20 protein-coding genes and 2 pseudogenes are annotated in these 24,019 nt (G+C 72.2%); 18 read left to right on the top strand and 4 right to left on the bottom strand.

All coding sequences use genetic code 11. The features are described 5' to 3' along the window. Positions 1-93 precede the first annotated feature (93 nt). From SSOG_RS13415 to mutM, 5 genes are all read left to right on the top strand, one after another. Positions 94-1,269, top strand: coding sequence for a F0F1 ATP synthase subunit B (locus tag SSOG_RS13415; protein WP_039937466.1), 1,176 nt, complete (start codon positions 94-96; stop codon positions 1,267-1,269). Between the two features lie 183 nt (positions 1,270-1,452). Continuing rightward, positions 1,453-2,043, top strand: a complete 591-nt coding sequence (locus SSOG_RS13410) for a YceD family protein (protein ID WP_039937465.1) — start codon at positions 1,453-1,455, stop codon at positions 2,041-2,043. Between the two features lie 2 nt (positions 2,044-2,045). After that, positions 2,046-2,219 (top strand): 50S ribosomal protein L32, encoded by a 174-nt coding sequence (gene rpmF / locus SSOG_RS13405; RefSeq protein WP_009714764.1) that lies wholly within the window; start codon positions 2,046-2,048, stop codon positions 2,217-2,219. A gap of 19 nt (positions 2,220-2,238) precedes the next feature. Further along, a complete protein-coding gene (gene rnc, locus SSOG_RS13400; RefSeq protein ID WP_009714763.1) occupies positions 2,239-3,177 on the top strand; it encodes a ribonuclease III in 939 nt (312 codons plus the stop codon). Between the two features lie 66 nt (positions 3,178-3,243). Continuing rightward, on the top strand, positions 3,244-4,143 hold the full coding sequence (gene mutM, locus SSOG_RS13395) for a bifunctional DNA-formamidopyrimidine glycosylase/DNA-(apurinic or apyrimidinic site) lyase (RefSeq protein WP_039937462.1): 900 nt from the start codon (positions 3,244-3,246) through the stop codon (positions 4,141-4,143). Here mutM and SSOG_RS13390 read toward each other — a convergent pair. Beyond that, positions 4,086-4,535 carry a winged helix-turn-helix transcriptional regulator gene (locus SSOG_RS13390; protein ID WP_009714761.1) on the bottom strand — a complete coding sequence of 150 codons (450 nt, stop codon included), beginning with the start codon at positions 4,533-4,535 and terminating at the stop codon, positions 4,086-4,088. The genes mutM and SSOG_RS13390 overlap by 58 nt on opposite strands. 87 nt (positions 4,536-4,622) lie before the next feature. Then, a complete protein-coding gene (locus SSOG_RS13385) occupies positions 4,623-5,522 on the bottom strand; it encodes a CAP domain-containing protein (RefSeq protein ID WP_009714760.1) in 900 nt (299 codons plus the stop codon). A gap of 156 nt (positions 5,523-5,678) precedes the next feature. Between SSOG_RS13385 and SSOG_RS13380 the strand changes: the two genes are divergently transcribed. The 4 genes and pseudogenes from SSOG_RS13380 (at position 5,679) to SSOG_RS13365 (ending at position 12,160) form a co-directional block, all read left to right on the top strand. After that, positions 5,679-5,960, top strand: coding sequence for an acylphosphatase (locus SSOG_RS13380; protein WP_009714759.1), 282 nt, complete (start codon positions 5,679-5,681; stop codon positions 5,958-5,960). 385 nt (positions 5,961-6,345) lie between these two features. After that, positions 6,346-6,552 carry a hypothetical protein gene (locus SSOG_RS13375; protein WP_009714758.1) on the top strand — a complete coding sequence of 69 codons (207 nt, stop codon included), beginning with the start codon at positions 6,346-6,348 and terminating at the stop codon, positions 6,550-6,552. Between the two features lie 239 nt (positions 6,553-6,791). Continuing rightward, positions 6,792-10,525: pseudogene (locus SSOG_RS13370) on the top strand (AAA family ATPase). Positions 10,526-10,741: 216 nt separating this feature from the next. Beyond that, positions 10,742-12,160, top strand: a complete 1,419-nt coding sequence (locus SSOG_RS13365; protein WP_009714755.1) for a sugar porter family MFS transporter — start codon at positions 10,742-10,744, stop codon at positions 12,158-12,160. Between the two features lie 43 nt (positions 12,161-12,203). Here SSOG_RS13365 and SSOG_RS13360 read toward each other — a convergent pair whose 3' ends face one another. Continuing rightward, positions 12,204-13,190 (bottom strand): LLM class flavin-dependent oxidoreductase, encoded by a 987-nt coding sequence (locus tag SSOG_RS13360; RefSeq protein WP_009714754.1) that lies wholly within the window; start codon positions 13,188-13,190, stop codon positions 12,204-12,206. A 211-nt stretch (positions 13,191-13,401) separates the two neighbouring features. On the opposite strand from SSOG_RS13360, the gene SSOG_RS13355 reads away from it, so the two are divergent. From SSOG_RS13355 to ftsY, 5 genes are all read left to right on the top strand, one after another. Then, positions 13,402-13,797, top strand: a complete 396-nt coding sequence (locus SSOG_RS13355) for a hypothetical protein (protein ID WP_039937456.1) — start codon at positions 13,402-13,404, stop codon at positions 13,795-13,797. Positions 13,798-13,926: 129 nt separating this feature from the next. After that, a complete protein-coding gene (locus SSOG_RS13350) occupies positions 13,927-14,199 on the top strand; it encodes a hypothetical protein (protein ID WP_050799850.1) in 273 nt (90 codons plus the stop codon). Between the two features lie 31 nt (positions 14,200-14,230). Next, entirely contained in the window at positions 14,231-16,393 is a 2,163-nt protein-coding gene (locus SSOG_RS13345; RefSeq protein ID WP_106516624.1) for a sensor histidine kinase, read from the top strand. Continuing rightward, a complete protein-coding gene (locus SSOG_RS13340) occupies positions 16,390-17,058 on the top strand; it encodes a response regulator (RefSeq protein ID WP_039937455.1) in 669 nt (222 codons plus the stop codon). Before SSOG_RS13345 ends, SSOG_RS13340 begins: the two co-directional genes overlap by 4 nt. Before the next feature lie 46 nt (positions 17,059-17,104). Next, entirely contained in the window at positions 17,105-18,322 is a 1,218-nt protein-coding gene (gene ftsY, locus SSOG_RS13335; RefSeq protein WP_009714749.1) for a signal recognition particle-docking protein FtsY, read from the top strand. A gap of 91 nt (positions 18,323-18,413) precedes the next feature. Here ftsY and SSOG_RS13330 read toward each other — a convergent pair whose 3' ends face one another. Continuing rightward, entirely contained in the window at positions 18,414-19,085 is a 672-nt protein-coding gene (locus SSOG_RS13330) for a bifunctional DNA primase/polymerase (RefSeq protein WP_039937453.1), read from the bottom strand. A gap of 443 nt (positions 19,086-19,528) precedes the next feature. Between SSOG_RS13330 and nsdA the strand changes: the two are divergent. The 4 genes and pseudogenes from nsdA to SSOG_RS13310 all read left to right on the top strand — a co-directional run. Then, positions 19,529-21,030, top strand: a pseudogene (gene nsdA, locus SSOG_RS13325) (transcriptional repressor NsdA). A 206-nt stretch (positions 21,031-21,236) separates the two neighbouring features. Further along, positions 21,237-22,610 (top strand): ammonium transporter, encoded by a 1,374-nt coding sequence (locus tag SSOG_RS13320; RefSeq protein ID WP_039937452.1) that lies wholly within the window; start codon positions 21,237-21,239, stop codon positions 22,608-22,610. Beyond that, positions 22,607-22,945, top strand: a complete 339-nt coding sequence (locus SSOG_RS13315; protein WP_009714745.1) for a P-II family nitrogen regulator — start codon at positions 22,607-22,609, stop codon at positions 22,943-22,945. The genes SSOG_RS13320 and SSOG_RS13315 overlap by 4 nt, the downstream gene beginning before the upstream one ends. A gap of 44 nt (positions 22,946-22,989) precedes the next feature. Continuing rightward, positions 22,990-24,019: [protein-PII] uridylyltransferase family protein (locus SSOG_RS13310; RefSeq protein WP_039937451.1), on the top strand; the 1,030-nt coding region annotated here is incomplete at its 3' end.

The following is a 24,019-nucleotide window of genomic DNA, read 5'->3' as shown; positions in this document are numbered from 1 at the left end:
CTGACGGCGCGTCAGCGGGTGTCGGGCAGGCGCCCGCTGGCCGTACAGTCGGTCCCGTCTCATCCCTCCCGACTCAGACTGCGAGCACCCAAGGTGGACGTGCAGAAGAAGCTCGACGAGATCGTGAGCGCCGTCGACAGCGCCCGGGGAATGCCCATGTCGGCCTCGTGCGTGGTCAACCGCGCCGAGCTGCTCGCCATGCTCGAAGAGGTGCGCGCCGCCCTCCCCGACTCCCTCGCCCACGCCGAGGAGCTGATCGGCGGGCGGGACCGGATGGTGGACGACGCCCGCCAGGAGGCCACGCGGATCATCGAGTCCGCGCACGCCGAGCGCGCCGGGCTGATCTCGGAGACCGAGCTGGTGCGGACGTCCCAGGAGGAGGCCGACCGGATCCTCGGGGAGGCCCGCCGGGAGGCCGAGGAGATCCGCGCCGAGGCCGACGACTACGTCGACAGCAAGCTCGCCAACTTCGAGGTCGTGCTCACCAAGACCATCGGTTCGGTGGACCGCGGCCGCGACAAGCTGCTCGGCCGTGCGCCCGGCGGCGACGGCATGGACGACGAGCCGGAGCGCAGCGCCGATCCGCACACCCTGCGGCAGCGCGCCGACGAGTACGTGGACACCAAGCTGGGGGCCGTCTCCGCGGTCCTCTCCAAGACCCTGGAGGCGGTCGGCCGGGGCCGGCAGAAGCTGCTCGGCTCCCGCCCGGCCGATGAGCTGGGTGCCCATATGGACGCCCAGGACGCGACCGCCCAGGCCCTGCGGACCAGCGACGACGACTACTACGCGGAGCTGGCCCAGGCCCAGGGCATCGCCGCGCAGCCCGCGGCCGTGCCGCCCCCGCCCGTCGTCCAGCCCGCCGTCGTCCAGCCCGCCGCCGTGCAGCCCGCCGCGATGGATCCGGCGGCGATGGACCCGGCAGCGATGGACCCCGGGGTGATGAACCCCGCCGCGATGGACCCCGCGGTGGCCGACGCCGGGTACTACGCCCAGCAGGCGGGCTACCCGCAGCAGGACGCGTACGGCTACCAGCAGCAGGGTTACGTCCAGCAGCCGGACCCGTACGCCCAGCAGCCGGGCTATCCGCAGCAGGACGCGTACGGCTGGCAGCAGCAGCCCCAGGGTTACGACCCGAACGGCTACCCCCAGCAGCCGCAGCAGCCCCCGTACCCCCCGCAGCAGCCGGGGGCGGCGCTCGACGAGACCAGCCTGTTCGATACGAGCATGATCGATCTCGACCAGCTGCGTCAGTACGAGCAGGGGCGCTAGACAGGGGCGCTAGAGGCGCTCTGGACCCGATTGGGCCTGGGGCGGCCCGTCCAGTATCCTGGCTCTTCGGTCGCGCGTACGTCCGCGATCTCGGCTGCCCGCTTCAAGTCCGTGCCGGGTGGCCCGCCGCAGCGTAGAAAGCAGGAAGCCCTGAACGCCCGCCTCGACCATCGCGCCCCGCTCGTGTTCGACACACGTGAGCTGGGGCGGCGTCCTGGTGCGCTGAAGCGGGTCTCCCGCTCCGTGGCGGCCCCCAAGGATCTCGGTATCGAGGTCATCGGGGTGCGGGAAGGCGCGACCGTGGAGCTTGAACTCCGCCTGGAGTCGGTCATGGAAGGGGTGCTTGTCACAGGCACCGCCCGTGCACCGCTCACGGGGGAGTGCGTAAGGTGTCTGGAGCCGCTGGAGCGAGAGCTCGAAGCGGACTTCCAGGAGATGTACTCCTACCCCGACGCCGACGACCGGAGCCGCGAAGCGGACACCGGCGACGACGCCGAGGAGGAGGACACGCTCTTCCTCGAGGCCGACCTGTTCGACCTCGAGCCCGTGCTGCGCGACGCGGTGGTGCTCTCACTGCCGTTGCAGCCGGTGTGCCGGGAGGACTGCCCCGGGCTGTGTGCCGATTGTGGTGCGCGGCTCGCGGACGACCCGGACCACCACCACGAAGCCGTCGACATCCGTTGGGCGGCATTGCAGGGACTCGCCGAGTCCATTCAGGACGGCGAGAAGGACAACGCCCCCCGCCAGCGCGGGGATGACCCACAGGAGAAGTAGCCGTGGCTGTTCCGAAGCGGAAGATGTCGCGCAGCAACACGCGCCACCGCCGGTCGCAGTGGAAGGCTGCGGTCCCCACCCTGGTGGCGTGCGAGCGCTGCCACGAGCCGAAGCAGCAGCACATCGCGTGCCCGAGCTGCGGCACCTACAACCGCCGCCAGGTCCTCGAGGTCTGATCGGCGGGTGACAGGCTCTATGTCGGACGCCAGCACGCCGTCCCGCAAGCGCGCGGGTGAACCTCGCGGAGGTCATCAGCGCGGCGGCGATACGGTCCAGGCGGACAAGGCCTCGTCCCACACGATCCTGGAAGGGCGGCTCGGGTATCAGCTCGAGTCCGCCCTTCTGGTGCGTGCGCTGACCCATCGCTCCTTCGCGTACGAGAACGGCGGTCTGCCCACCAACGAGCGGCTGGAATTCCTCGGGGATTCCGTGCTCGGCCTGGTGGTCACCGACACGCTGTACCGCATCCACCCGGATCTGCCCGAGGGCCAGCTGGCCAAGCTGCGGGCCGCGGTGGTCAACTCGCGCGCGCTCGCCGAGGTGGGCCGGGGTCTGGACCTCGGCGCCTTCATCCGGCTCGGCCGGGGCGAGGAGGGCACCGGGGGCAGGGACAAGGCATCCATCCTCGCCGACACCCTGGAAGCGGTGATCGGCGCTGTCTATCTCGACCGGGGGCTCGACGCCGCTGCCGAACTGGTGCACCGGCTCTTCGACCCACTGATCGAGAAGTCCTCGAACCTCGGCGCCGGCCTGGACTGGAAGACCAGCCTCCAGGAGCTGACCGCCACCGAGGGTCTCGGGGTTCCGGAGTACCTGGTCTCCGAGACCGGGCCCGACCACGAGAAGACCTTCACGGCTGCCGCCCGCGTCGGTGGTGTCGCGTACGGCACCGGCACCGGCCGCAGCAAGAAGGAAGCCGAGCAGCAGGCGGCCGAGGCCGCCTGGCGCGCGATCCGCGCGGCCGCCGACGAGGCCCGGACGAAGGCCGAGGCGGAGGCCGAAGCAGCGGCGGAAGCCGAGGCCAAGGCTGAGGCCACGGCAGAAGCGGAGGCGGAGGCGGAGGCCGAGGCCGCCGCCGAAGGCGCCGAGGCCGCCAGTGCCCCGGCCGCGGACTCGGCCACCACCACCCGTTAGGCACCGCCCCGGCCCCGGTCACCGACCGGGGCCGGAGTGCCGGTGATCCCTCCTTCAGGAGTCACGTTGCCCGAGCTGCCCGAGGTCGAGGTGGTCCGGCGCGGTCTGGAGCGCTGGATCAGCGGCCGTACGGTCGCCGAGGTCCAGGTGCTGCACCCCCGCGCGGTACGCCGCCACCTGGGCGGCGCTGAGGACTTCGCGGCCCGCTTGACGGGCCGCCGCACCGGGGCGGTCCGCCGCCGCGGCAAGTATCTGTGGCTGCCGTTCGAGGACACCGCCGAAGCGGTGCTGGCCCACCTGGGCATGAGCGGCCAGCTGCTCGTCCAGCCCGGCCACGCCCCGGACGAGAAGCATCTGCGCATCCGGGTCCGCTTCGCCGACGACGTGGGCACCGAGCTGCGCTTCGTCGACCAGCGCACCTTCGGCGGGCTGTCGCTGCACGGTTCCGTCCCCGGCGATCTGGAGGGGCTGCCGGACGCTATCGCGCACATCGCCCGCGATCCGCTGGACCCCGCCTTCGACGAGGCGGCCTTCCACCTCGCGCTGCGCCGCCGCCGTACCACCGTCAAGCGCGCGCTGCTCGACCAGTCGCTGATCAGCGGCGTCGGCAACATCTACGCCGACGAGGCGCTGTGGCGCGCCCGGCTGCACTACGACCGGCCGACCGCCACCCTCACCCGGCCGCGCTCCGCCGAACTCCTCGGCCATGTGCGGGATGTCATGAGCGCGGCACTGGCGGTGGGCGGCACCAGCTTCGACAGCCTCTACGTCAATGTGAACGGCGAGTCGGGGTACTTCGAGCGCTCCCTCGACGCGTACGGCCGGGAGGACGAGCCGTGCCGCCGCTGCGGCACCGCCATGCGCCGCCGCCCCTGGATGAACCGCTCCAGCTACTTCTGCCCGCGCTGTCAGCGCCCGCCGCGCCCGGCCGGGGCCTCGGCGCTGGTGCCGCGCCGCCCGTCGTAAGCCTCCCGGGCCGTCAGCACCTCCGGCATCCGCTCCTCGACCAGCCCGATCAGCGCCAGCAGCCGCTCGGCGACCGCATGCCCCAGCGGGGTGAGGCGGTAGTCCACGCGCGGCGGATTGACCGGCTGGGCCTCGCGGTGCACCAGACCGTCCCGCTCCAGCGCGTGCAGCGTCTGGGACAGCATTTTCTCGCTGACCCCGTCGACCCGCCGCCGCAGCTCGTTGAAGCGGCAGCCGCTCTCGGCGAGGGCGGTCAGGGTGAGGCTGCCCCATTTGCCGGTGACGTGCTCCAGCGTGGCGCGGGACGGACAGGCGCGCGCGAACACGTCGAAGGCCAGGTCCCCGGCGGCGTCCTCCGCCGGACGGGCCTCGGCGGTGCGTTCACATTCCATGCACACACCATACGCGCAGCGCTCCCTCCTGGGTCGCGCTGTCATCTGGAGAGCGCTCGTTCGGGGAGCGCTCTCCGGATGGGCGTTCTAGTAGCCGAAGTCCTGGGCCCACCAGGGGCCGTCGTCGCCGAAGTGCGCGCCGACGCCGAGTGTCTTGTACTGGCAGTTGAGGATGTTGGCGCGGTGGTCGGGGCTGTCCATCCAGGAGTCCATGACGTCCTGCGCGGTGGTCTGCCCGCGGCCGATGTTCTCCCCGCCCAGGTCCAGGATGCCCGCGAGCTTGGCGCGCTCCCAGGGGTCCTGCCCGTCCGGGTCGAGGTGGTCGAAGAAGTCGCGTATCGCCATGTCGTCGGCGAAGTCCTGCGCCAGCTGGGCGAGTTTCGGCTCCTCGGTCACCGGCTGGCAGCCGACATCGGCCCGCTCCTGGTTCACCAGGGCGATGACCGCCTTCTCGGCCGCCGCCGCCCGGTCGGGCTTCTCCGGCGGAAGGCTGGGCACCGGGTCGGTCGTGGGCGTACGGGACGGAGGGGTCGAGTCCGAGCCGCCGCCGCCCGAGGAGCCGCCGGGCTTGCTGCCGGACGGGGAGCTCGGGCGCTCGTCCGGGGTCTTGGACGGCGTTCCGGCGGGCTTCGAGGGGGTCTTGGAGGGGGTCGTGGACGGTGCCTGAGGGGTGGTCTCGGCGGGGCTCGTCGACGTCCCCGCGCCGGCCGGCGGGATGCCGGCGCCAGGGTCCTGGGTGTCCGGGCCGGTGGAGGGCGACCCGCCGGCCTGCACTTGCTGTCCGGCGGGCTCACTGCCGCCGAGGCCCGCGGGGCCCGGGACTAAGCCGGAGGCCATGGCCACAGCGCCCACCGCGACCGCGGCGGACACACTCAACAGCCCGGTCCTCACCGGTGCGAGAGGGCTACGGCGCGGTCCCCGGTGGCGGCCGGCGCCCACCACGGGCGGCGTCGCGGATCCGGGGGCAGATCGTCGATGGCGGCCCATCTCCTGCCTTCCTTGTGTATGAGGGAGTCAAATGTGTGGCTTGTGTGGGCAACTCATGTGTCACTCGTGTGAGTGAGTCTTGTTGAGCCGGGACTGTACGCCATGCGGCAGGAGGTAGATGTGCCGAGGCGCCAATTCGCCGGTTAGCGTGCACACATGAACGACAACGTGCGCCTCACCGCGTGGGTCCGCGGCCGTGTCCAGGGCGTCGGCTTCCGCTGGTTCACCCGGGCCAACGCGCTGCGCATCGGCGGCCTCGCCGGGTTCGCCTCCAACCTCTCCGACGGCCGCGTACAGGTCGTCGCGGAGGGCCCGCGTGCGGAGTGCGAACAGCTGCTCGACTGGTTGAGGGAGGGCGACACGCCCGGGCGGGTCGACGGTGTCACGGAGATCTGGGACACACCGCGGGGCGCTTACGACAGCTTCGAGATCCGCTGAGCCAGCGCCCGCGGGACCCCCGTTCGGCCCTCATCCGGCACCGCTCTGACCACGCCTTCCGTGCGCGCTGTGAGCAGAAATCGGCTGATGGTTGCGAACGGAGCCGCTCCGTGGAAGGCTGCGGAGCGTAGGAAGATCCCCAACCGCTACGGGTCCTCTGGAGAGCGGGCGGCGCAGCTCGTGCCCCTTTGTGCTCTCGGCCCTCGCGGTGTCGGCGGCATGTGATCGTGTTGACCCTCAAACCAATTGGTGAGACTCTGGAAGTCCCCGCGCACCTTAACTTGTCCGCCACCTCAGCACGGCAATATCGGCGAACATCGCGGGTGCGAATCCCTCACGACCCACACCGCTTCGGTCGGTCACTCATTGTGGAGGACCATCCATCATGGCAAAGGCGCTTCTCGGCTACGTCGGCGGCTCCGACCCCCGAGTCCTCTCCGAGATGCGACGGCTTCAGCAGCGCGTTCAGGATCTTGAATCCGAGCTTGTCCGGATTCAGGCCGAAAACGATGCGCTGTCCGCCGCCGCTCGTCACGGCGACTCGCTGCTCGACAGCATCGACGTATCCCAGGCGGAGCCTGCGCTCGCCTGACCCAGCCCTCGGGCCGGTCGGGCTGCACCGTCAGCCGCTTGAGAATCTTCAAGGGACGCCTCGGCGTCCCTTCGTCGTTCCCCCCGCGTACCTTTGGCTTTCTCTTACCGACTGATGTGCCCCACCCCCTCACCGGTGAAACCGATCATTGAGGAAAGCGGGAAAAAGCCGGGGCGGGTCCGCGGCGCCACGCGTTCGGGACACTGCCGGACGAGGCCCGGAAGGTAGAGTCCAACGGCGTGCACCTGAAGAGCCTGACCCTCCGAGGTTTCAAGTCCTTCGCCTCCGCCACGACGCTCCGCTTCGAGCCGGGTATCACCTGCGTCGTCGGCCCCAACGGGTCGGGCAAGTCCAATGTCGTGGACGCACTCTCCTGGGTCATGGGGGAGCAGGGCGCCAAGTCGCTGCGCGGCGGCAAGATGGAGGACGTCATCTTCGCCGGGACCACCGGCCGCCCCCCGCTCGGCCGCGCCGAGGTCTCCCTCACCATCGACAACGCCGATGGTGCGCTGCCCATCGACTACGCCGAAGTCACCATCACGCGGATCATGTTCCGCAACGGCGGCAGCGAGTACCAGCTCAACGGCGACACCTGCCGTCTGCTGGACATCCAGGAGCTGCTGTCCGACTCCGGCATCGGCCGCGAGATGCACGTCATCGTCGGGCAGGGCCAGCTCGACGGCGTCCTGCACGCCGATCCGACCGGCCGCCGGGCCTTCATCGAGGAGGCCGCGGGCGTCCTGAAGCACCGCAGGCGCAAGGAGAAGGCGCTGCGGAAGCTGGACGCGATGCAGGCCAACCTCGCCAGGGTCCAGGACCTCACCGACGAGCTGCGGCGGCAGCTCAAACCCCTCGGCCGACAGGCCGCGGTCGCCCGCCGGGCCGCCGTCATCCAGGCCGATCTGCGCGACGCCCGGCTGCGGCTGCTCGCCGACGACCTGGTCACCCTGCGCGAGGCGCTGCGCGCCGAGGTCGCCGACGAGGCCGAGCTGAAGAAGCGCAAGGAGGCCACCGAGGCCGAGCTGCGCACCGCCCAGCGGCGCGAGACCGCCCTCGAGGAACACGTACGGCAGCTCGCACCGCGGCTGCGCGACGCCCAGGAGACCTGGTACGAGCTGTCCCAGCTCGCCGAGCGGGTGCGCGGCACGGTCAGCCTGGCCGACGCCCGGGTCAAGAGCGCGACCACCGCCCCCGCCGAGGAGCGGCGCGGCCGTGACCCCGAGGACATGGAACGCGAGGCGGCCCGCGTCCGGGAACAGGAAGCCGAGCTGGAAGCCGCCCTGGAGGCGGCCAGCCGTGCCCTGGACGACACCGTCGCGCACCGCGCCGAACTCGAACGGAGCCTGGCGCAGGAGGAGCGCCGCCTGAAGGACGTGGCCCGCGCCATCGCCGACCGCCGCGAGGGACTCGCCCGGCTCCAGGGCCAGGTCAACGCCGCCCGCGGCCGCGCCGCTTCGGCCCGCGCCGAGATCGAACGCCTGGCCGCCGCCCGCGACGAGGCCCAGGCCCGCGCCACCGCCGCGCAGGAGGAGTACGAACAGCTCAAGGCCGAGGTCGACGGACTGGATGCGGACGACGCGGAACTGGCGGAGCGCCATGAGACCGCCAAACGGGAGCTGTCGGAGGCGGAGACGGCGCTGAGCGCGGCCCGCGAGGCCGCCACCGCCGCCGAACGGGACCGCGCCGCGAACACCGCCCGGCACGATGCCCTGAAAGCTCGGCCTAAACCGCAAGGACGGCACCGGCGCGCTGATGGCCGCGTCCGACCGGCTCACCGGACTGCTCGGCCCGGCAAAAAGAAATGCTGACCGTCAGCCCCGGCTTCGAGGTGCCGGTCGCCGCGGCCCTGGGCGCCGCCGCCGACGCCATCGCCGTCACCGACCCCACGGCCGCCGCCGAGGCGATCCGCCTCCTCCGCACCGAAGATGCGGGCCGCGCCGCCCTGCTCCTGGGCGCCCCCGCGGTCCCGGGCACCCGGACGCCCCCCGACACGGACGGCCCCCCGCCCGCCGAGGCCGTCCCGGCGGAGGACGGCGATACCGGTGAGCGGTCGGGTCGGGCCGCCGCCTCCTCCACGGCCGCGGGGGGAACGCCGGGGGACGCTCAGGCGCCCGGCGCGGACCCGGCCCCCTCGTCCGCGTCGCGGAAGACCACAGCCAGGGCCGTTGATGGGCCGCCGCCCGTGGGGGAGTTGGTGGACGGGCCCGCCGGGCTGGTGGGGGCCGTGCGGCGGCTGCTCGACGGCATCGTGGCGGTCGGGACGCTGGAGGAGGCCGAGGAACTCGTCCGGGACCACCCCGGGTTGATCGCGGTCACCGCCGACGGCGATCTGCTCGGGGCGCACTTCGCACAGGGCGGGTCCGCCGGGGCGCCCACCCTGCTGGAGGTGCAGGCGTCGGTCGACGAGGCGGCGGCGGAGCTGGAGGAGCTGGCCGTACGGTGCGAGGAGCTGGCCGGGGCGCAGCGCGCGGCGAAGGAGCGGCGTACCGAGTGCGCGGCGCTGGTGGAGGAGCTGGCGGCCCGGCGCAGCGCGGCCGACCGGGAGAAGTCGCAGGTCGCGCAGTCCCTCGGGCGGCTGTCCGGGCAGGCCAGGGGCGCGGCGGGGGAGGCGGAGCGGTCGGCCGCGGCCGCCGCTCGGGCCGAGGAGGCGCTGGAGAAGGCGACCGAGGAGGCCGAGGAGCTGGCCGAGCGGCTGGCGGTGGCCGAGGAGCAGCCGGGCGAGGAGGAGCCGGACACCTCCGTACGGGACCGGCTCGCCGCGGACGGCGCCAACGCGCGGCAGACCGAGATGGAGGCGCGGCTCCAGGCCCGTACGCATGAGGAGCGTGTGAAGGGGCTCGCGGGGCGGGCCGACGCGCTCGACCGGGGCGCGCGCGCCGAGCGCGAGGCGCGGGCGCGCGCCGAACAGCGCCGCGCCCGAATGCGCCACGAGGCGCAGGTGGCGTCGGCGGTGGCGGCCGGGTCCCGGCAGCTGCTCGCGCATGTGGAGGTGTCGCTCGTACGGGCGGCCGAGGAGCGGGACGCGGCCGAGCGCGCCAAGGCCGAGCGCGAACGGGAGCTGGAGACCGCGCGCAACCGGGGCCGTGACCTCAAGGGCGAGCTGGACAAGCTGACCGATTCGGTGCACCGGGGCGAGGTGCTGGGTGCCGAGAAGCGGATGCGGATCGAGCAGCTGGAGTCGAAGGCGCTGGAGGAGCTGGGCGTGGAACCGGCCGGGCTGATCGCCGAGTACGGCCCCGACCAGCTCGTACCGCCGTCGCCGCCCGCCGAGGGCGAGGAGCTCCCGGAGGATCCGGAGCATCCGCGCAACCGCCCGGTGCCCTATGTCCGGGCGCAGCAGGAGAAGCGGCTGAAGGCCGCCGAGCGGGCGTACCAGCAGCTGGGCAAGGTCAATCCGCTGGCGCTGGAGGAGTTCGCGGCGCTGGAGGAGCGGCATCAGTTCCTGAGCGAGCAGCTGGAGGACCTGAAGAAGACGCGCGCGGACCTCCTCCAAGTGGTCAAGGAGGTCGACGAGCGGGTCGAGCAGGTGTTCACGGAGGCGTACCGGGACACCGCGCGCGAGTTCGAGGGGGTCTTCTCGCGGCTCTTCCCGGGCGGCGAGGGGCGGCTGGTGCTCACCGACCCGGACAACATGCTGACCACGGGAGTGGACGTGGAGGCGCGGCCGCCGGGCAAGAAGGTCAAGCGGCTGTCCCTGCTGTCCGGCGGGGAGCGCTCGCTGACGGCCGTGGCGCTGCTGGTGTCGATCTTCAAGGCGCGGCCGAGTCCGTTCTATGTGATGGACGAGGTCGAGGCGGCGCTCGACGACACCAACCTCCAGCGGCTGATCCGGATCATGGAGGAGCTCCAGGAGTCGTCCCAGCTGATCGTGATCACTCACCAGAAGCGGACGATGGAGGTCGCGGACGCGCTGTACGGCGTGTCGATGCAGGGCGACGGGGTGTCGAAGGTCATTAGCCAGCGCCTGCGGTGACCGCTTCAATACTTGAAGTCAATGGTGGAAAGCGTGCGATGTAGTGGCACGTAACTTCTTGGCCACCACCTATTGACTTCGAAACTTGAAGGAATAGTCTCTGCAACGTCGCTTTTACCTTTAAGTGGTGGCCGACCTCATGCGGCTCCGCCTCCACCGGAAGGGTCTGCCCCACCACGTCCGGCAGCGTTGCCGGGCGGGCCACAGGAGTTCACGTTGACCACCACCGTGCAGGCACAGGGGTCCGAAGGCCGTAAGGCCAAGCCGGACCATCTCGGCCATGTCATCTTCATCACCGCGGCCGCCGCGATGGGCGGCTTTCTCTTCGGCTACGACAGCTCGGTGATCAACGGAGCGGTCGAAGCCATTCGCGGCCGGTACGACATCGGGTCCGCGGCCCTCGCCCAGGTCGTCGCCATCGCGCTGATCGGTTCGGCGATCGGCGCGGCCACCGCGGGCCGGATGGCCGACCGGATCGGCCGGATCCGCGTCATGCAGATCGCCGCCGTGCTGTTCACCGTCTCCGCGGTCGGCTCGGCCCTGCCCTTCGCCCTGTGGGACCTGGCCATGTGGCGGGTGCTCGGCGGCATCGGCATCGGCATGGCGTCCGTGATCGGCCCGGCCTACATCGCCGAGGTCGCCCCGCCCGCGTACCGCGGCCGGCTCGCGTCCTTCCAGCAGGCCGCGATCGTCATCGGCATCGCCGTCTCCCAGCTCGTCAACTACGCCATCCTCAACCTCGCCGACGGTGACCAGCGCGGCAAGATCGCCGGTCTCGAGGCCTGGCAGTGGATGCTCGGGGTCATGGTCATCCCGGCCGTCGTGTACGGGCTGCTGTCCTTCGCCATCCCCGAGTCGCCCCGCTTCCTGATCTCGGTCGGCCGGATCGACCGCGCCAAGGAGGTCCTGAGGGAGGTCGAGGGCAAGACCGTCGACCTGGACGTCCGGGCGGACGAGATCGAGCAGGCGATGCGCAGCGAGCACAAGTCCACCTTCAAGGACCTGCTCGGCGGCCGGTTCGGGCTGCTGCCGGTCGTCTGGATCGGTGTCGGGCTCTCGGTCTTCCAGCAGCTGGTCGGCATCAACGTGGCCTTCTACTACTCCTCGACGCTGTGGCAGTCCGTCGGCGTCGACCCGAGCAGCTCGTTCTTCTACTCCTTCACCACGTCGATCATCAACATCCTCGGCACCGTGATCGCGATGGTCTTCGTCGACAAGATCGGCCGTAAGCCGCTCGCGCTCATCGGCTCCATCGGCATGGCGGTCTCGCTCGCGCTGGTGGCCTGGGCGTTCTCCGCGAACCTGGTGGACGGCAAGCTGCCGCACACCGAGGGCGTCGTGGCGCTGGTCGCGGCCCACGCCTTCGTGCTCTTCTTCGCGCTCTCCTGGGGCGTGGTGGTCTGGGTGTTGCTCGGCGAGATGTTCCCGAACAAGATCCGCGCCGCCGGTCTGGGCGTCGCCGCCTCCGCCCAGTGGATCGCCAACTGGGCCATCACCGCCAGCTTCCCGAGCCTGTCGGACTGGAACCTGTCCGGGACCTACATCCTGTACACGGCCTTCGCCCTGCTCTCGATCCCGTTCATCCTCAAGTGGGTGCCGGAGACCAAGGGCAAGGCGTTGGAGGAGATGGGCTAAACCCCCCGCCGCCCACTCCTCACTCCAAGAGAACTGCCCCGCCTCATTCCTTGAGGCGGGGCAGCACTCGTTCCGCGAACAGCCGCAGACTGCTCCAGCCCTCCTCGACCGGCATCCCGCCGCACAGCGGATGCAGCACCAGGCTCGCCTGCTCGCCGCCCTGGTGCGCGTACGCCACGCACTCCTCGGGCGTGACGATCCGGTAGACGCCCTCGCGGCGCAGCGCCCCGGCGTCCGCTGCGTGCGAGCGGACCGCCGAGCGCATCGCGCCCGACTGCCAGGACGCGTAGGTGCGCGCCTCGTGCAGCAGATGCGTCCCGTACAGCGCCCAGGCCCGGTCCGGGTCCTCGGCGATGTGCAGCAGCGGGGTGACCGCGGGGGGCATCAGGCACCAGCCCTCGGTGCCGTACTCCAGCCGCCGCGCGTGGTAGTAGCCCTCCAGCTCCGGCAGATGAGCGCTGGGGAAGAACGGCAGGCCCAGCCGGGCCGCGCGGCGGGCCGCGGCCTTCGAGCTGCCGCCGACCAGCAGCAGCGGATGCGGCTGGGTGTACGGGCGCGGGGTGACCCGCACCGTACGGCCCCGGTACGCGAACGGCTCGCCCGTCCACGCCGCGAGCAGCGTCTCCAGCGCCTCGTCCTGGAGCGCGCCGCGCCCCTGCCAGTCCTTGCCGAGCGCCGCGTACTCCTCCGGCCGGTAGCCGATCCCGGCCACCGTGACCAGCCGCCCGCCACTGGCCAGGTCGAGCACCGCGATGTCCTCGGCCAGCCGCAGCGGGTCGTACAGCGGCGTGATCAGCGCGGAGACGGTCACCGTGATCCGGCGGGTGGCGCCGAGCACCGTGCCCGCGAAGACCAGCGGCGCGGGCAGCCAGTTGTTCGCGGCACTGTGGTGCTCCTCGGTCTGGACGGTGGAGATGCCCCGTTCGTCGGCGTAGGCGGCCATCTCGACGGCGGCGCGGTACCGCTCGGCCAGCGAACTCGGAGTGGCGGCGGGATCGACGAGGTTGAGGCGTACGACCGTGACGGCCATGGCGGAGGGTCCCCCTTCGTCGCGGGCGGGCGTGAGCGGGCCACCGGACCGTAGCTGACGGTGCGTCAAATCGCCACCGTGCGGTACCGGGCGGAGCCGGGACGGATGACTCATGCGCCTGGGACGCGGGGCGGGGGATCGTCATCCTGGGCCCGGAGGCGATCCGTCCGGCAAGGGCCCGGGAAACGCACCATCACCCGAGGAGGGGCGCATGATGATCAGCACGGGGGAAACGCTCATCACCACATCCGACATCGACGACCTGGTCGGCCGGGTCCGGCTCAGCGCGGGCGACACCCGGGAACTGGAGGCCGCGAAGGACGCGCTCTTCACGGGCCGGCTCACCCCCGCCGAGGCGCAGCGCATCCGTCAGCGGCTGATGGTCACCGCGCTGCGCCACGGCGGCGACCTCCTCGCCAAGGTGCTCGGGCGGCTCACCCCGCGCGAGACCGCCATGGTGCGCCGCTACGCCCACCGGCTCGCCAACTACCTGGACACGCTGGACATCTGGGCCGCGCAGCCCGTCATGCTCACCCTGATGCGGTTCGGAATCCCCTACGACGAGGCCGAGTCGATCGCCGTCGCGATCCTCTTTCAGGTGTGGTGAACCGGAAAGGGTGAATGCCCCACCGGAACGCGGGTGCGGGCGGGTCACCGGTTCGGGTGGGGCATGGCGTCCGCGCACTTCAGAGCCGTGAGGCGGGGTAAGGCACGGGCGAGTACCAGGAGGTTGAAGATGCGACTTTCCCGAATCCGCGCCACCACGGCGCTCGGCCTGCTCGCGGGAACCGTCATGTGGACCGCCGGAGCCTCGCCCGCCACCGCCTCCGGAGGCGGCTGGCGCGAGGAAGGACACTTCGACACCCAAGGCGCCTGCCGGAAGGCAGGGGAGGCCGGGGTGGAGAAGAGCAAGTGGGACGAGTACAAGTGCCGCCCCGGCCGCAGCGCCAACTACGTCACGCTGTGGGTCCGGGGCGGCGCCCGGCTCGCCGGGCCGACCGCCGGCTGATATGCGGCACGCCCTTCCGAAAGACCGTGCCGTGCAGGCCGCGGGCGGGGTGTCGGCGCTGTTCGTCGTGGTGCTGGCCGGCTGGCTCGCCGGTCTGCTGCGGGTCGACGACGAGTGGCTCGCCCTGTCCTCCACCCGCCTGCGCGGCACCGCGGCCCTCACCTCGGTGGCCGTGGGCGTCCCGGTGCTCGGCGTCGGCGTCCTGCTGCTCGCCGAGCGGTCCGCCCGGCGCTACGGCGGAGTGCTGCTGGTGGCGGGCGCCCTGTGGCTGCTGCCCTCCGCCGTCGCCGACCTGCTGGGGCCCGCCGGGCTCGGACCGGCGGGCGCTGCCGTGTCCCTGCTGCTGTCGGTGGCCGGCATGGTCTGCCGCCCCCTGACCGTCCTGCTGCTGCCGCTGTGGCTCTTCCCCCGCGGCGCCAAACGGCGCTGGCACTGGTGGGCCATGAGCGCCGCCGCCTCCGCCTACTGGCTCGGCTACGCCGCGCTGTGGCTGATCAGCGAGCCGCGCGTCGGCGCCGTCACCAACCCCGCCTTCCACACCACCGGCGGCCAATGGGCCTTCGACCACCTCGCCACCTACGGCGAGGCGGAGCCCTGGGTGCTGCGCACCGTGGCGCTCGCCGTCACGGCCTCCCTGTGCTGCCGCGCCGCCGTCTCCGGCGGCGCCGAGCGGCGCGACTGGGCCCTGCTGGCCGGGGCCTACCCGGCCTGCGTCTCCCTCCTGCTGTCGGAGTGGGGCGAGGGCATGCCCACCATCGCGGCCCGCACCCTCGGCAGCGCGGTCTGGGCGGCCGCCATCTGCCTGGGCGTCGCCCGCACCGGGATCTGGCGGCTCGACCGCTCCACCAGCCACCGGCTCGCCCGCGCCTTCGTCCTCACCTCGCTCGCGGCCGTCGTCGTCTGCGCCGCCGTCGCCGTGCAGGCCGGGCTCCCCTCCGTACGCAACGGGACCACCGTCACCGCCGTCGGCGGCGCCCTGCTGCTGGGCTGGGCCCTGCGGCCGTCCGCCCGCTGGCTCACCCTCCGCGTCGAGCGCGCCTTCTACGGGCCCAGGGCCCGGCCGCACGAAGCCGTCAGCGCCCTGGCCGTACGCCTCCAGCAGGCCCCGCACCCGGGCGAGGTGCCCCAGCAGATCTGCCGCAGCGCCGTGGAGGACCTCGGCGTGTCCGGCGCCGCCGTCAGCGTCGACACCCGCGCCGGGCCCCGGCGGCTGGCCGACGCCGGGGCACCGCTCACCGGCCGCGTCCAGACCTACCCGCTGCGCCACCACGGCCGCACCGTCGGCCGCCTCGAAGTCTCCCGCGACGGCTCCGGCACCCCCGCCGAGCGCGACAGCGGGCTGCTGTCCCTCCTCGCCGACCAGGCCGCCCCCGCGCTCGCCGCGCTGCGGCTGGCCGAGGAGGCGCAGGCCGCCCGCGAGCGGCTGGTGCTCGCCCGCGAACAGGAACGGCGCAGGCTGCGCCGGGAGATCCACGACGGCCTCGGGCCCCAACTCGCCGCCGTGCGGCTGCGCCTGGACATCGCCCAGACCTCCTGTCCGCCCGGCCACCCGGCCTGCGCCCCAGCTCTCCGAGGCAGCCGAACGCTCGCTGAGGGCCCTGTCGAGGTGCGCCGCATCACCGCCGGGCTCGCCCCGGCCGCCCTCGCCGAGCGCGGTCTCGCCGGTGCGGTGCGGGACCTGGCGCGGCGGCTGGGCGTGGACGGGCTGCGGGTGAGCGTGGCCAGCCGCCCCGCCGTCCTCCCCCCGCTGTCGCCGGGCGTGGAGACCGCGGCGTACCGGATCGCGGCCGAGTCGCTCACCAACGCCGTACGACACGCCCGGGCCCGCCAGGTCCGGGTCGAACTGGCCACCGACCCCGACACCCTCGGCACCCTCGACATAACGATCACCGACGACGGCAGCGGACTGCCGGAGACCGCGGTGCGCGGCATCGGGCTGGCCTCGGTCCGGGAGCGGGCCGAGGAGATCGGCGGCTCCTGCTCGGTCACCGGCTCCGCGACCGGCACCGTGGTGCACGCGGTGCTGCCGCTCACCGGACCCGGGGAGAACGAGGACCCCGAAGAACACCTGGAGCACACCGGATGCCGGTCCTGTACGACACTCATCACCGAAGCCAAGCCCAGGGACAGATCCAAGGACCGATCCAGGGACAGATCCAGGGACGCGCCCAGGGAGAGGACGCCCTCCCCGTGACGGCGCCGGCGGGCGCCGCGCAGTGGCGCGTGCTGCTCGTCGACGACCATCCCCTCTTCCGCGAAGGTCTGGCCGCCGCCCTCAACCTGGACGACGCCTTCACCGTCGTCGGCCAGGCGGCCTGCGCGGACGAGGCGGTCGCCGAGGCCGGGCGCGCCGCACCCGATCTGGTGGTCATGGACCTCGGGCTGCCCGGCCGGTCCGGTCTGGAGGCCACCCGGCGGATCCTGTGCGCCCGCCCCGGGGCGCGGGTGATGGTCATGACGATGTCCGAGGACGACGACAGCCTGCTGGCCGCCGTGCGCGCCGGGGCCCGCGGCTATCTCCTCAAGGGCGCGGGCCGGGACGAGATCCTGCGCGCCCTGCACACCGTGGCGCGCGGCGGCGCCGTCTTCAGTCCGCGCATGGCGGAGCGGCTCGGGGTGCTGCTGGGCGCCTCCGGCGCGGCGTCGGCCAAGGAGGCGTTCCCGACCCTCACCGCGCGCGAACGGGAGGTGCTGGACCTGCTCGCGGGCGGGCTCGGTTACCGGCAGATCGCCCAGCGGCTGGTGGTCACCGACAAGACCGTGCGCAACCACGTCGGCTCGATCTTCGCCAAGCTCCAGGTGCACGACCGGGCCCAGGCGATCGTCCGGGCCCGCGAGGCCGGGCTCGGAGGCGAATGACGAGGCGAATGACTCCCTCCGCCATGTGTCTGATACTGGGTGGGTTATGGAATTCGTCATCCTTGCTGTAGTCATCGCTGTGGTCGCGCTCGGCGCGATCAGCGGGCTTGTGATCAGCAGCCGCAAGAAGAAGCAGCTGCCCCCGACACCGCCGAGCAGCCCGTCCGTCACCGCGCCGCCCGCCGAACCGCATGTCGGCGAGGAGGCCGAAACCCCGCGCGAGGAGCCGCGCAGAACCATCGAAGAGGTGGACCTGCCCGGCACCGAGGCACCGGCCGCGCCCGCGGAGGCCGCCGCGCCGGAGGCCCCGCCGGTCGAGGTCCCCGAGCCGACCGCCGGCCGGCTGGTCCGGCTGCGCGCCCGGCTGTCCCGGTCCCAGACCACTCTGGGCAAGGGGCTGCTGACGCTGCTGTCCCGTGAGCACCTCGACGACGACACCTGGGAGGAGATCGAGGATACGCTGCTGACCGCCGACGTCGGCGTCGCGCCGACCCAGGAGCTGGTCGAGCGGCTGCGCGAGCGGGTCAAGGTGCTCGGCACCCGCACCCCCGACGAGCTGCGGGGGCTGCTGCGCGAGGAGCTGCTGCACCTCGTCGGCACCGAGGCCGACCGCACCGTGCACACCGAGGGCGGGGTGGGGACGAACGGCGAGGAGAAGCCGGGCGTCGTCATGGTCGTCGGGGTCAACGGCACCGGCAAGACCACCACCACCGGCAAGCTCGCCCGGGTCCTGGTGGCCGACGGCAAGTCGGTCGTGCTGGGCGCGGCGGACACCTTCCGGGCGGCCGCCGCCGATCAGCTCCAGACCTGGGGCGAGCGGGTCGGCGCCCGTACAGTCCGCGGCCCCGAGGGCGGCGACCCGGCGTCGGTCGGCTTCGACGCGGTGAAGGAGGGCATCGCCGAGTCCGCGGACGTCGTGCTCATCGACACCGCCGGGCGGCTGCACACCAAGACCGGTCTGATGGACGAGCTGGGCAAGGTCAAGCGGGTCGTGGAGAAGCACGGCACGGTGGACGAGGTGCTGCTCGTGCTCGACGCCACCACCGGGCAGAACGGCCTGGTGCAGGCGCGGGTCTTCCGCGAGGTGGTGGACATCACCGGCATCGTGCTCACCAAGCTGGACGGCACCGCCAAGGGCGGCATCGTGGTCGCGGTCCAGCGCGAACTGGGCGTACCGGTCAAGCTGATCGGGCTGGGCGAGGGCGCGGACGATCTGGCGCCGTTCGAGCCGGAGGCGTTCGTCGACGCGCTGATCGGCGACTGATCCGGTCAGTCTTTGGATTCATCGCCGGACGGGCTTGAATCGATGGACGATTCAAGCCCGTCCGGCGTTTCGGTGAACCCGTCGCGGAGCGTCAGGCCCCGGCCCGGTGGCTCGCGTAGGCGAGGGTGCCCAGCACCAGCCGGGCGTGCGGCGGCTGGCCCGCGGTGTCGAGGGTCGGCGGGCGCAGCCAGCGCACCGGCCCCAAGCCCCCGAGGTCGGAGGGCGGCGCGGTGATGTGGTCGCCCTTGCCGAGGCAGCGCAGATCGAGGTCCGCGTCGTCCCAGCCCATGCGGTAGAGCAGTTCGGGGAGTTCGGCGCAGGCCCCCGGCGCGACGAAGAACTGGGCGCGCCCGTGCGGGGTGACGGCCACCGGGCCGAGCGGCAGGCCCATCCGCTCCAGCCGCACCAGGGCGTGCCGCCCCGCGTACTCGGCCACCTCCAGGACGTCGAACGACCGGCCCACGGGCAGCAGCACGGCCGCGCCCGGGACCTCCTCCCACGCCGCCGCGGCGGCCACGAGCGTGGCGCCCGCTGGCACGCCGGGGGAGAAGCCGAGCGGATGCGCGCCGGGGGCGGGGCAGTCGGCTGCGCCGCAGGAGCATTCGTTTCTGCTACCGCTCGTGCCGCGCGTGGCCCGGGCGCCCGGCACCACGTCCCAGCCCCACAGCCCGGTGTACTCCGCCACCGTGGTGGACTCGGACGTGCGGCCGCGGCGCCGTGAGCCGGACCGCATCTCCCGGATGCCGCCGATCGTGAAGCCCATGCCCCCTCCAACGGGTCGCGCTCTCGATGGTTACGAGCCGGAGCGCGCCGATGACGCTCCGTCGCCGATGTGGTGCGGCAGGTGGTGTGTCGCGGTGTAACGGGTGGCGCGGAACGGCGCATGCGCCCCGCTGCGCACCTCTTCGCGTTCTTCCGGTCGCTCCGTGTCAAGTGAATCGTGTGAATCGGCGATGGGGTTCATTCGAAGGGGTGGCGAATGGTGGCGTTTTCCCGATCCACCTCGCAAGGAGCGTGATCGTAGGATTACTTTCGGTGCACGATCCCCGGTTGCGAGCACTCGCCCGATCGCGGCCCGGTACTTGCCACTGGCAAGGGCCGGTTCCCGCGGCAGACGGTTGATGCGCCGTATCGCGGGGACAACTGACCGTGACAGAAGGCATTCTGGTGGCGGTCCGGGAAGAATCGTGGGATGGGGGCATTCCGGTGGGCGACAGCGGCGGCGGTGCTGACAAGCGACCCAACGCACAGCTGGGATCGTGGTTTGTGCGCAGCGGCTGGTCGAAGGGGGAGCTGGCCCGCCAAGTCAACCGCAGGGCGCGCCAGTTAGGCGCCCATCACATCAGTACGGACACCTCGCGGGTGCGCCGCTGGCTGGACGGGGAGCAGCCGCGCGAGCCGATCCCGCAGATCCTCTCCGAGCTGTTCTCCGAGCGCTTCGGCTGTGTGGTCGGCATCGAGGACCTGGGACTGCGCCCCGCCCACCGGTCACCGTCCGTATCTGGAGTGGATCTTCCCTGGGCCGGACCCGAGACCGTCGCGCTGATCGGCGAGTTCTCGCGCAGCGATCTCATGCTCGCCCGGCGCGGCTTCCTCGGCACCTCGCTCGCCCTCTCCGCGGGCCCCGCCCTCATCGAGCCCATGCAGCGCTGGCTGGTGCCCTCGCCCAGCGGGGCGCCCGGCGGCGTGCGCGCGGCGGACAGCGGCCGCTCACGGCGCATCTCCCGGCTCTCCGAGCCGGAGCTGGAGCTGCTGGAGTCCACCATCACGATGTTCCGCGCCTGGGACGCCCAGTGCGGTGGCGGGCTGCGCCGCAAGGCGGTGGTCGGCCAGCTCCACGAGGTCACCGACCTGCTCCAGGAGTCGCACACCGAGGCCGTGTCCAAGCGGCTGTTCAAGGTCGCGGGGGAGCTGGCCGAGCTGGCCGGGTGGATGAGCTACGACATCGGGCTCCAGCCCACCGCCCAGAAGTACTTCGTCCTCGCGCTGCACGCAGCCAAGGAGTCCGGCGACCGGCCCCTCGGCTCGTACATCCTCTCCAGCATGAGCCGCCAGATGATCCACGTCGGGCGGCCCGACGACGCGCTGGAGCTGATCCACCTCGCGCAGTACGGCAGCCGGGAGAGCGCCACCCCGCGCACCCAGGCCATGCTGTATGCGATGGAGGGCCGGGCGTACGCCAATATGGGCCAGCCCGGTAAGTGCCACCGCGCCGTCAAGATGGCCGAGGACACCTTCGCCGACTGCGCCGCGGGCGACGGCGAACCGAACTGGATCGGCTTCTTCTCCGAGGCCGAGCTGAACGGGAGAACGCCCACTCCTACCGAGACCTCGCCTATGTCGCGGGCCGCAGCCCCACCTACGCCCAGCTCGCCGACCCGGTGATGCGCAACGCCGTGCGCCTCTTCGGCGAGGAGACCGCCGGGGGTGAGGGCGGGCACCAGCGTTCGTATGCGCTCAACCTGATCGGCATGGCCACCGTCCACCTCCTCCAGAAGGAGCCCGAGCAGTGCGCGGAGGTCGCCGGGAAGGCGCTGCCGCTCGCCCAGCGGATCCGCTCGGAGCGGGTGAACAACCGCCTCCGCAAGACCGTGGACACCGCGGTGCGGCACTTCGGGGACGTGCCCGAGGTCGCCGAGCTCAGCGACAAGCTCGTCGCCATGCTGCCCGACTCCCCGGACGAGGGGGGCGCCCCGCGGGCCGTCTGAGGCGGCCCGGAGCGGGTTGCGGCACGGTAACGGAGGGAAGGACCCCGTACCGGCAATTCATCCGCACGTAACACGCCCGCGCCCTTCGTCACTGCCGCGAAACATCGAGCGGCATCGACTGAAACGGCACTGCGCCAATCTCGTGGCGAATACCGGCCCTTTTGTTTATTGCCAGCCCGGGCCGTTTCGACAGCGAGGAGACGCCGATGCCAGTGGGCATCACGATGCTTGCCGCGGACAAGATCACGCCCGATGACGCACTCAGCGCGGCCAACACCGGGTTCATGTTGCTGTGCGCCGCGCTGGTCCTGATCATGACGCCCGGCCTTGCCTTCTTCTACGGCGGCATGGTCCGCGTCAAAAGCGTGCTGAACATGCTGATGATGAGCTTCATCAGCATCGGCATCGTCACCGTTCTGTGGGTCCTTTACGGCTTCAGCGTCGCCTTCGACAAGGGCAATGACCTGTTCGGCGGCTTCGACTGGATGGGCATGCACAACATCGGGCTGACCGAGCTGTGGCCCGGCTACACCATCCCCATCTATGTCTTCGCCCTGTTTCAGATGATGTTCGCGATCATCACCCCGGCGCTGATCAGCGGTGCCCTCGCGGACCGCGTCAAGTTCACCGCCTGGGCGCTGTTCATCGCCCTGTGGGCGACGGTCGTCTACTTCCCGGTCGCGCACTGGGTGTGGGCCGCCGACGGCTGGGCGTTCAAGCTCGGCGTGATCGACTTCGCCGGTGGTACCGCCGTCCACATCAATGCCGGCGCCGCAGCGCTCGGCGTGATCCTCGTCATCGGCAAGCGGGTCGGCTTCAAGAAGGACCCGATGCGGCCGCACAGCCTGCCGCTGGTCATGCTCGGCGCCGGTCTGCTGTGGTTCGGCTGGTTCGGCTTCAACGGCGGCTCCTGGCTCGGCGCCGACGGCGTCACCGCGGCCGCTTTCACCAACACCCAGGTCGCCACCGCCGCCGCGATGCTCGGCTGGCTCGCGTACGAGAAGATCCGGCACGGCTCCTTCACCACCCTGGGCGCCGCCTCCGGTGCCGTCTCCGGACTCGTCGCGATCACCCCCGCCTGTGGTGCGGTCAGCCCGCTCGGCGCGATCGCGATCGGCATCATCTCCGGTGTCCTGTGCGCCATGGCGGTCGGCCTGAAGTACAGGTTCGGCTACGACGACTCGCTCGACGTCGTCGGCGTCCACATGGTCGGCGGCCTCATCGGCTCGCTGCTCATCGGCCTCTTCGCCACCGGCAAGGTGCAGAGCGACGCCAAGGGCCTCTTCTACGGCGGCGGCCTCGAACAGCTCGGCAAGCAGGCCGCCGGTGCCTTCGCGGTCCTCGCCTACTCCCTGATCGTCTCCGCGATCCTGGCCAAGGTCGTCGACCTGGTGATGGGCTTCCGGGTGGACGAGGACGACGAGGTCGCCGGGATCGACCAGGTCGAGCACGCCGAGACGGCGTACGACTTCGCGGGCGCGGGCGGCGGCACCTCCCTCGGCAGCCTCCAGTCGGCCCACCCGGGCGGCGAGGCGAAGAAGAAGGACGCCAAGAAGGACCCGAAGAAGGTGGACGCGTGAAGCTCATCACGGCAGTTGTGAAGCCGCACCGGCTCGACGAGATCAAGGAAGCCCTCCAGGCGTTCGGCGTGCAGGGCCTGACCGTCACCGAGGCCAGCGGCTACGGGCGCCAGCGCGGCCACACCGAGGTCTACCGGGGCGCGGAGTACACCGTCGACCTGGTGCCCAAGGTCCGCATCGAGGTGCTGGCCGAGGACGAGGACGCCGACGACCTCGTCGACGTCGTCGTCAAGGCCGCCCGCACCGGAAAGATCGGGGACGGCAAGGTGTGGAGCGTCCCCGTCGACACCGCGGTCCGGGTCCGGACCGGCGAACGGGGCCCGGACGCCTTGTGACGGCATCCAGAGCCCGTACCCCCAGCTGACAGGGAGCAGCCGAGTTGACGGAACACGTCGAGGCAACGACAGAGACCACCGACTCGGGCCCCGGCGGCTACGCGGCGGCCCGGCTGCGACTCCTCCAGGAGGAGTCGCGGTCCGGGCCGCCGCGCCGTAGCGCGCTGGCCGGACTCACCGACCAGTGGCTGGCCGCCCTGCTCGGCGGCGGCGCCGAGACCTCCGGGATCGGCGGCGGCGTGGCGCTGGTGGCGGTCGGCGGCTATGGCCGCGGCGAGCTGTCCCCGCGCAGCGACCTCGACGTCGTCCTGCTGCACGACGGCTCCGCCGACTCCTCCGCCCTCGCCAAGCTCGCCGACCACGTCTGGTACCCCGTCTGGGACATGGGGCTGGCCCTCGACCACTCCGTACGCACCCCCGACGAGGCCCGCAAGACCGCCGCCGAAGACCTGAAGGTCCAGCTCGGCCTGCTGGACGCCCGCCATCTCGCGGGCGATGCCGACCTCACCGCGGGCCTGCGCACCACCGTCCTCGCCGACTGGCGCGCCCAGGCCCCGAAGCGCCTGCCCGAGCTGCGCGAGCTGTGCCAGGAGCGCGGCGAGCGCCACGGCGAGCTCCAGTTCCTGCTCGAACCCGACCTGAAGGAGGCCCGCGGCGGACTGCGCGACGCCACCGCGCTGCGCGCCATCGCCGCCTCCTGGCTCGCCGACGCCCCCCGCGAGGGCCTGGCCGAGGCCCGGCGCCGGCTGCTGGACACCCGCGACGCGCTCCACCTGGCCACCGGCCGGGCCACCGACCGGCTCTCCCTCCAGGAACAGGACCAGATCGCGGGCGCGCTCGACCTGCTGGACGCCGACGCCCTGCTGCGCCAGGTCTACGAGTCGGCCCGGACCATCTCGTACGCGAGCGATGTCACCTGGCGCGAGGTCGACCGGGTGCTGCGCGCCCGCTCGGCGAGCCGGCCGCGGCTGCGCGGACTGCTCGGCGGTCGCGGACGCGGCGGCTCCGGCTCCGCGCAGGCCCCGGCCGAGCGCAGGCCGCTCGCCGAGGGCGTCGTCGAACAGGACGGCGAGG

The organism is Streptomyces himastatinicus ATCC 53653 (assembly GCF_000158915.1).
Lineage (GTDB): Bacteria > Actinomycetota > Actinomycetes > Streptomycetales > Streptomycetaceae > Streptomyces > Streptomyces himastatinicus.
The sequence above is the reverse complement of the archived record's forward strand: the minus strand, read 5'-3'. Positions and strand labels throughout refer to the sequence as shown.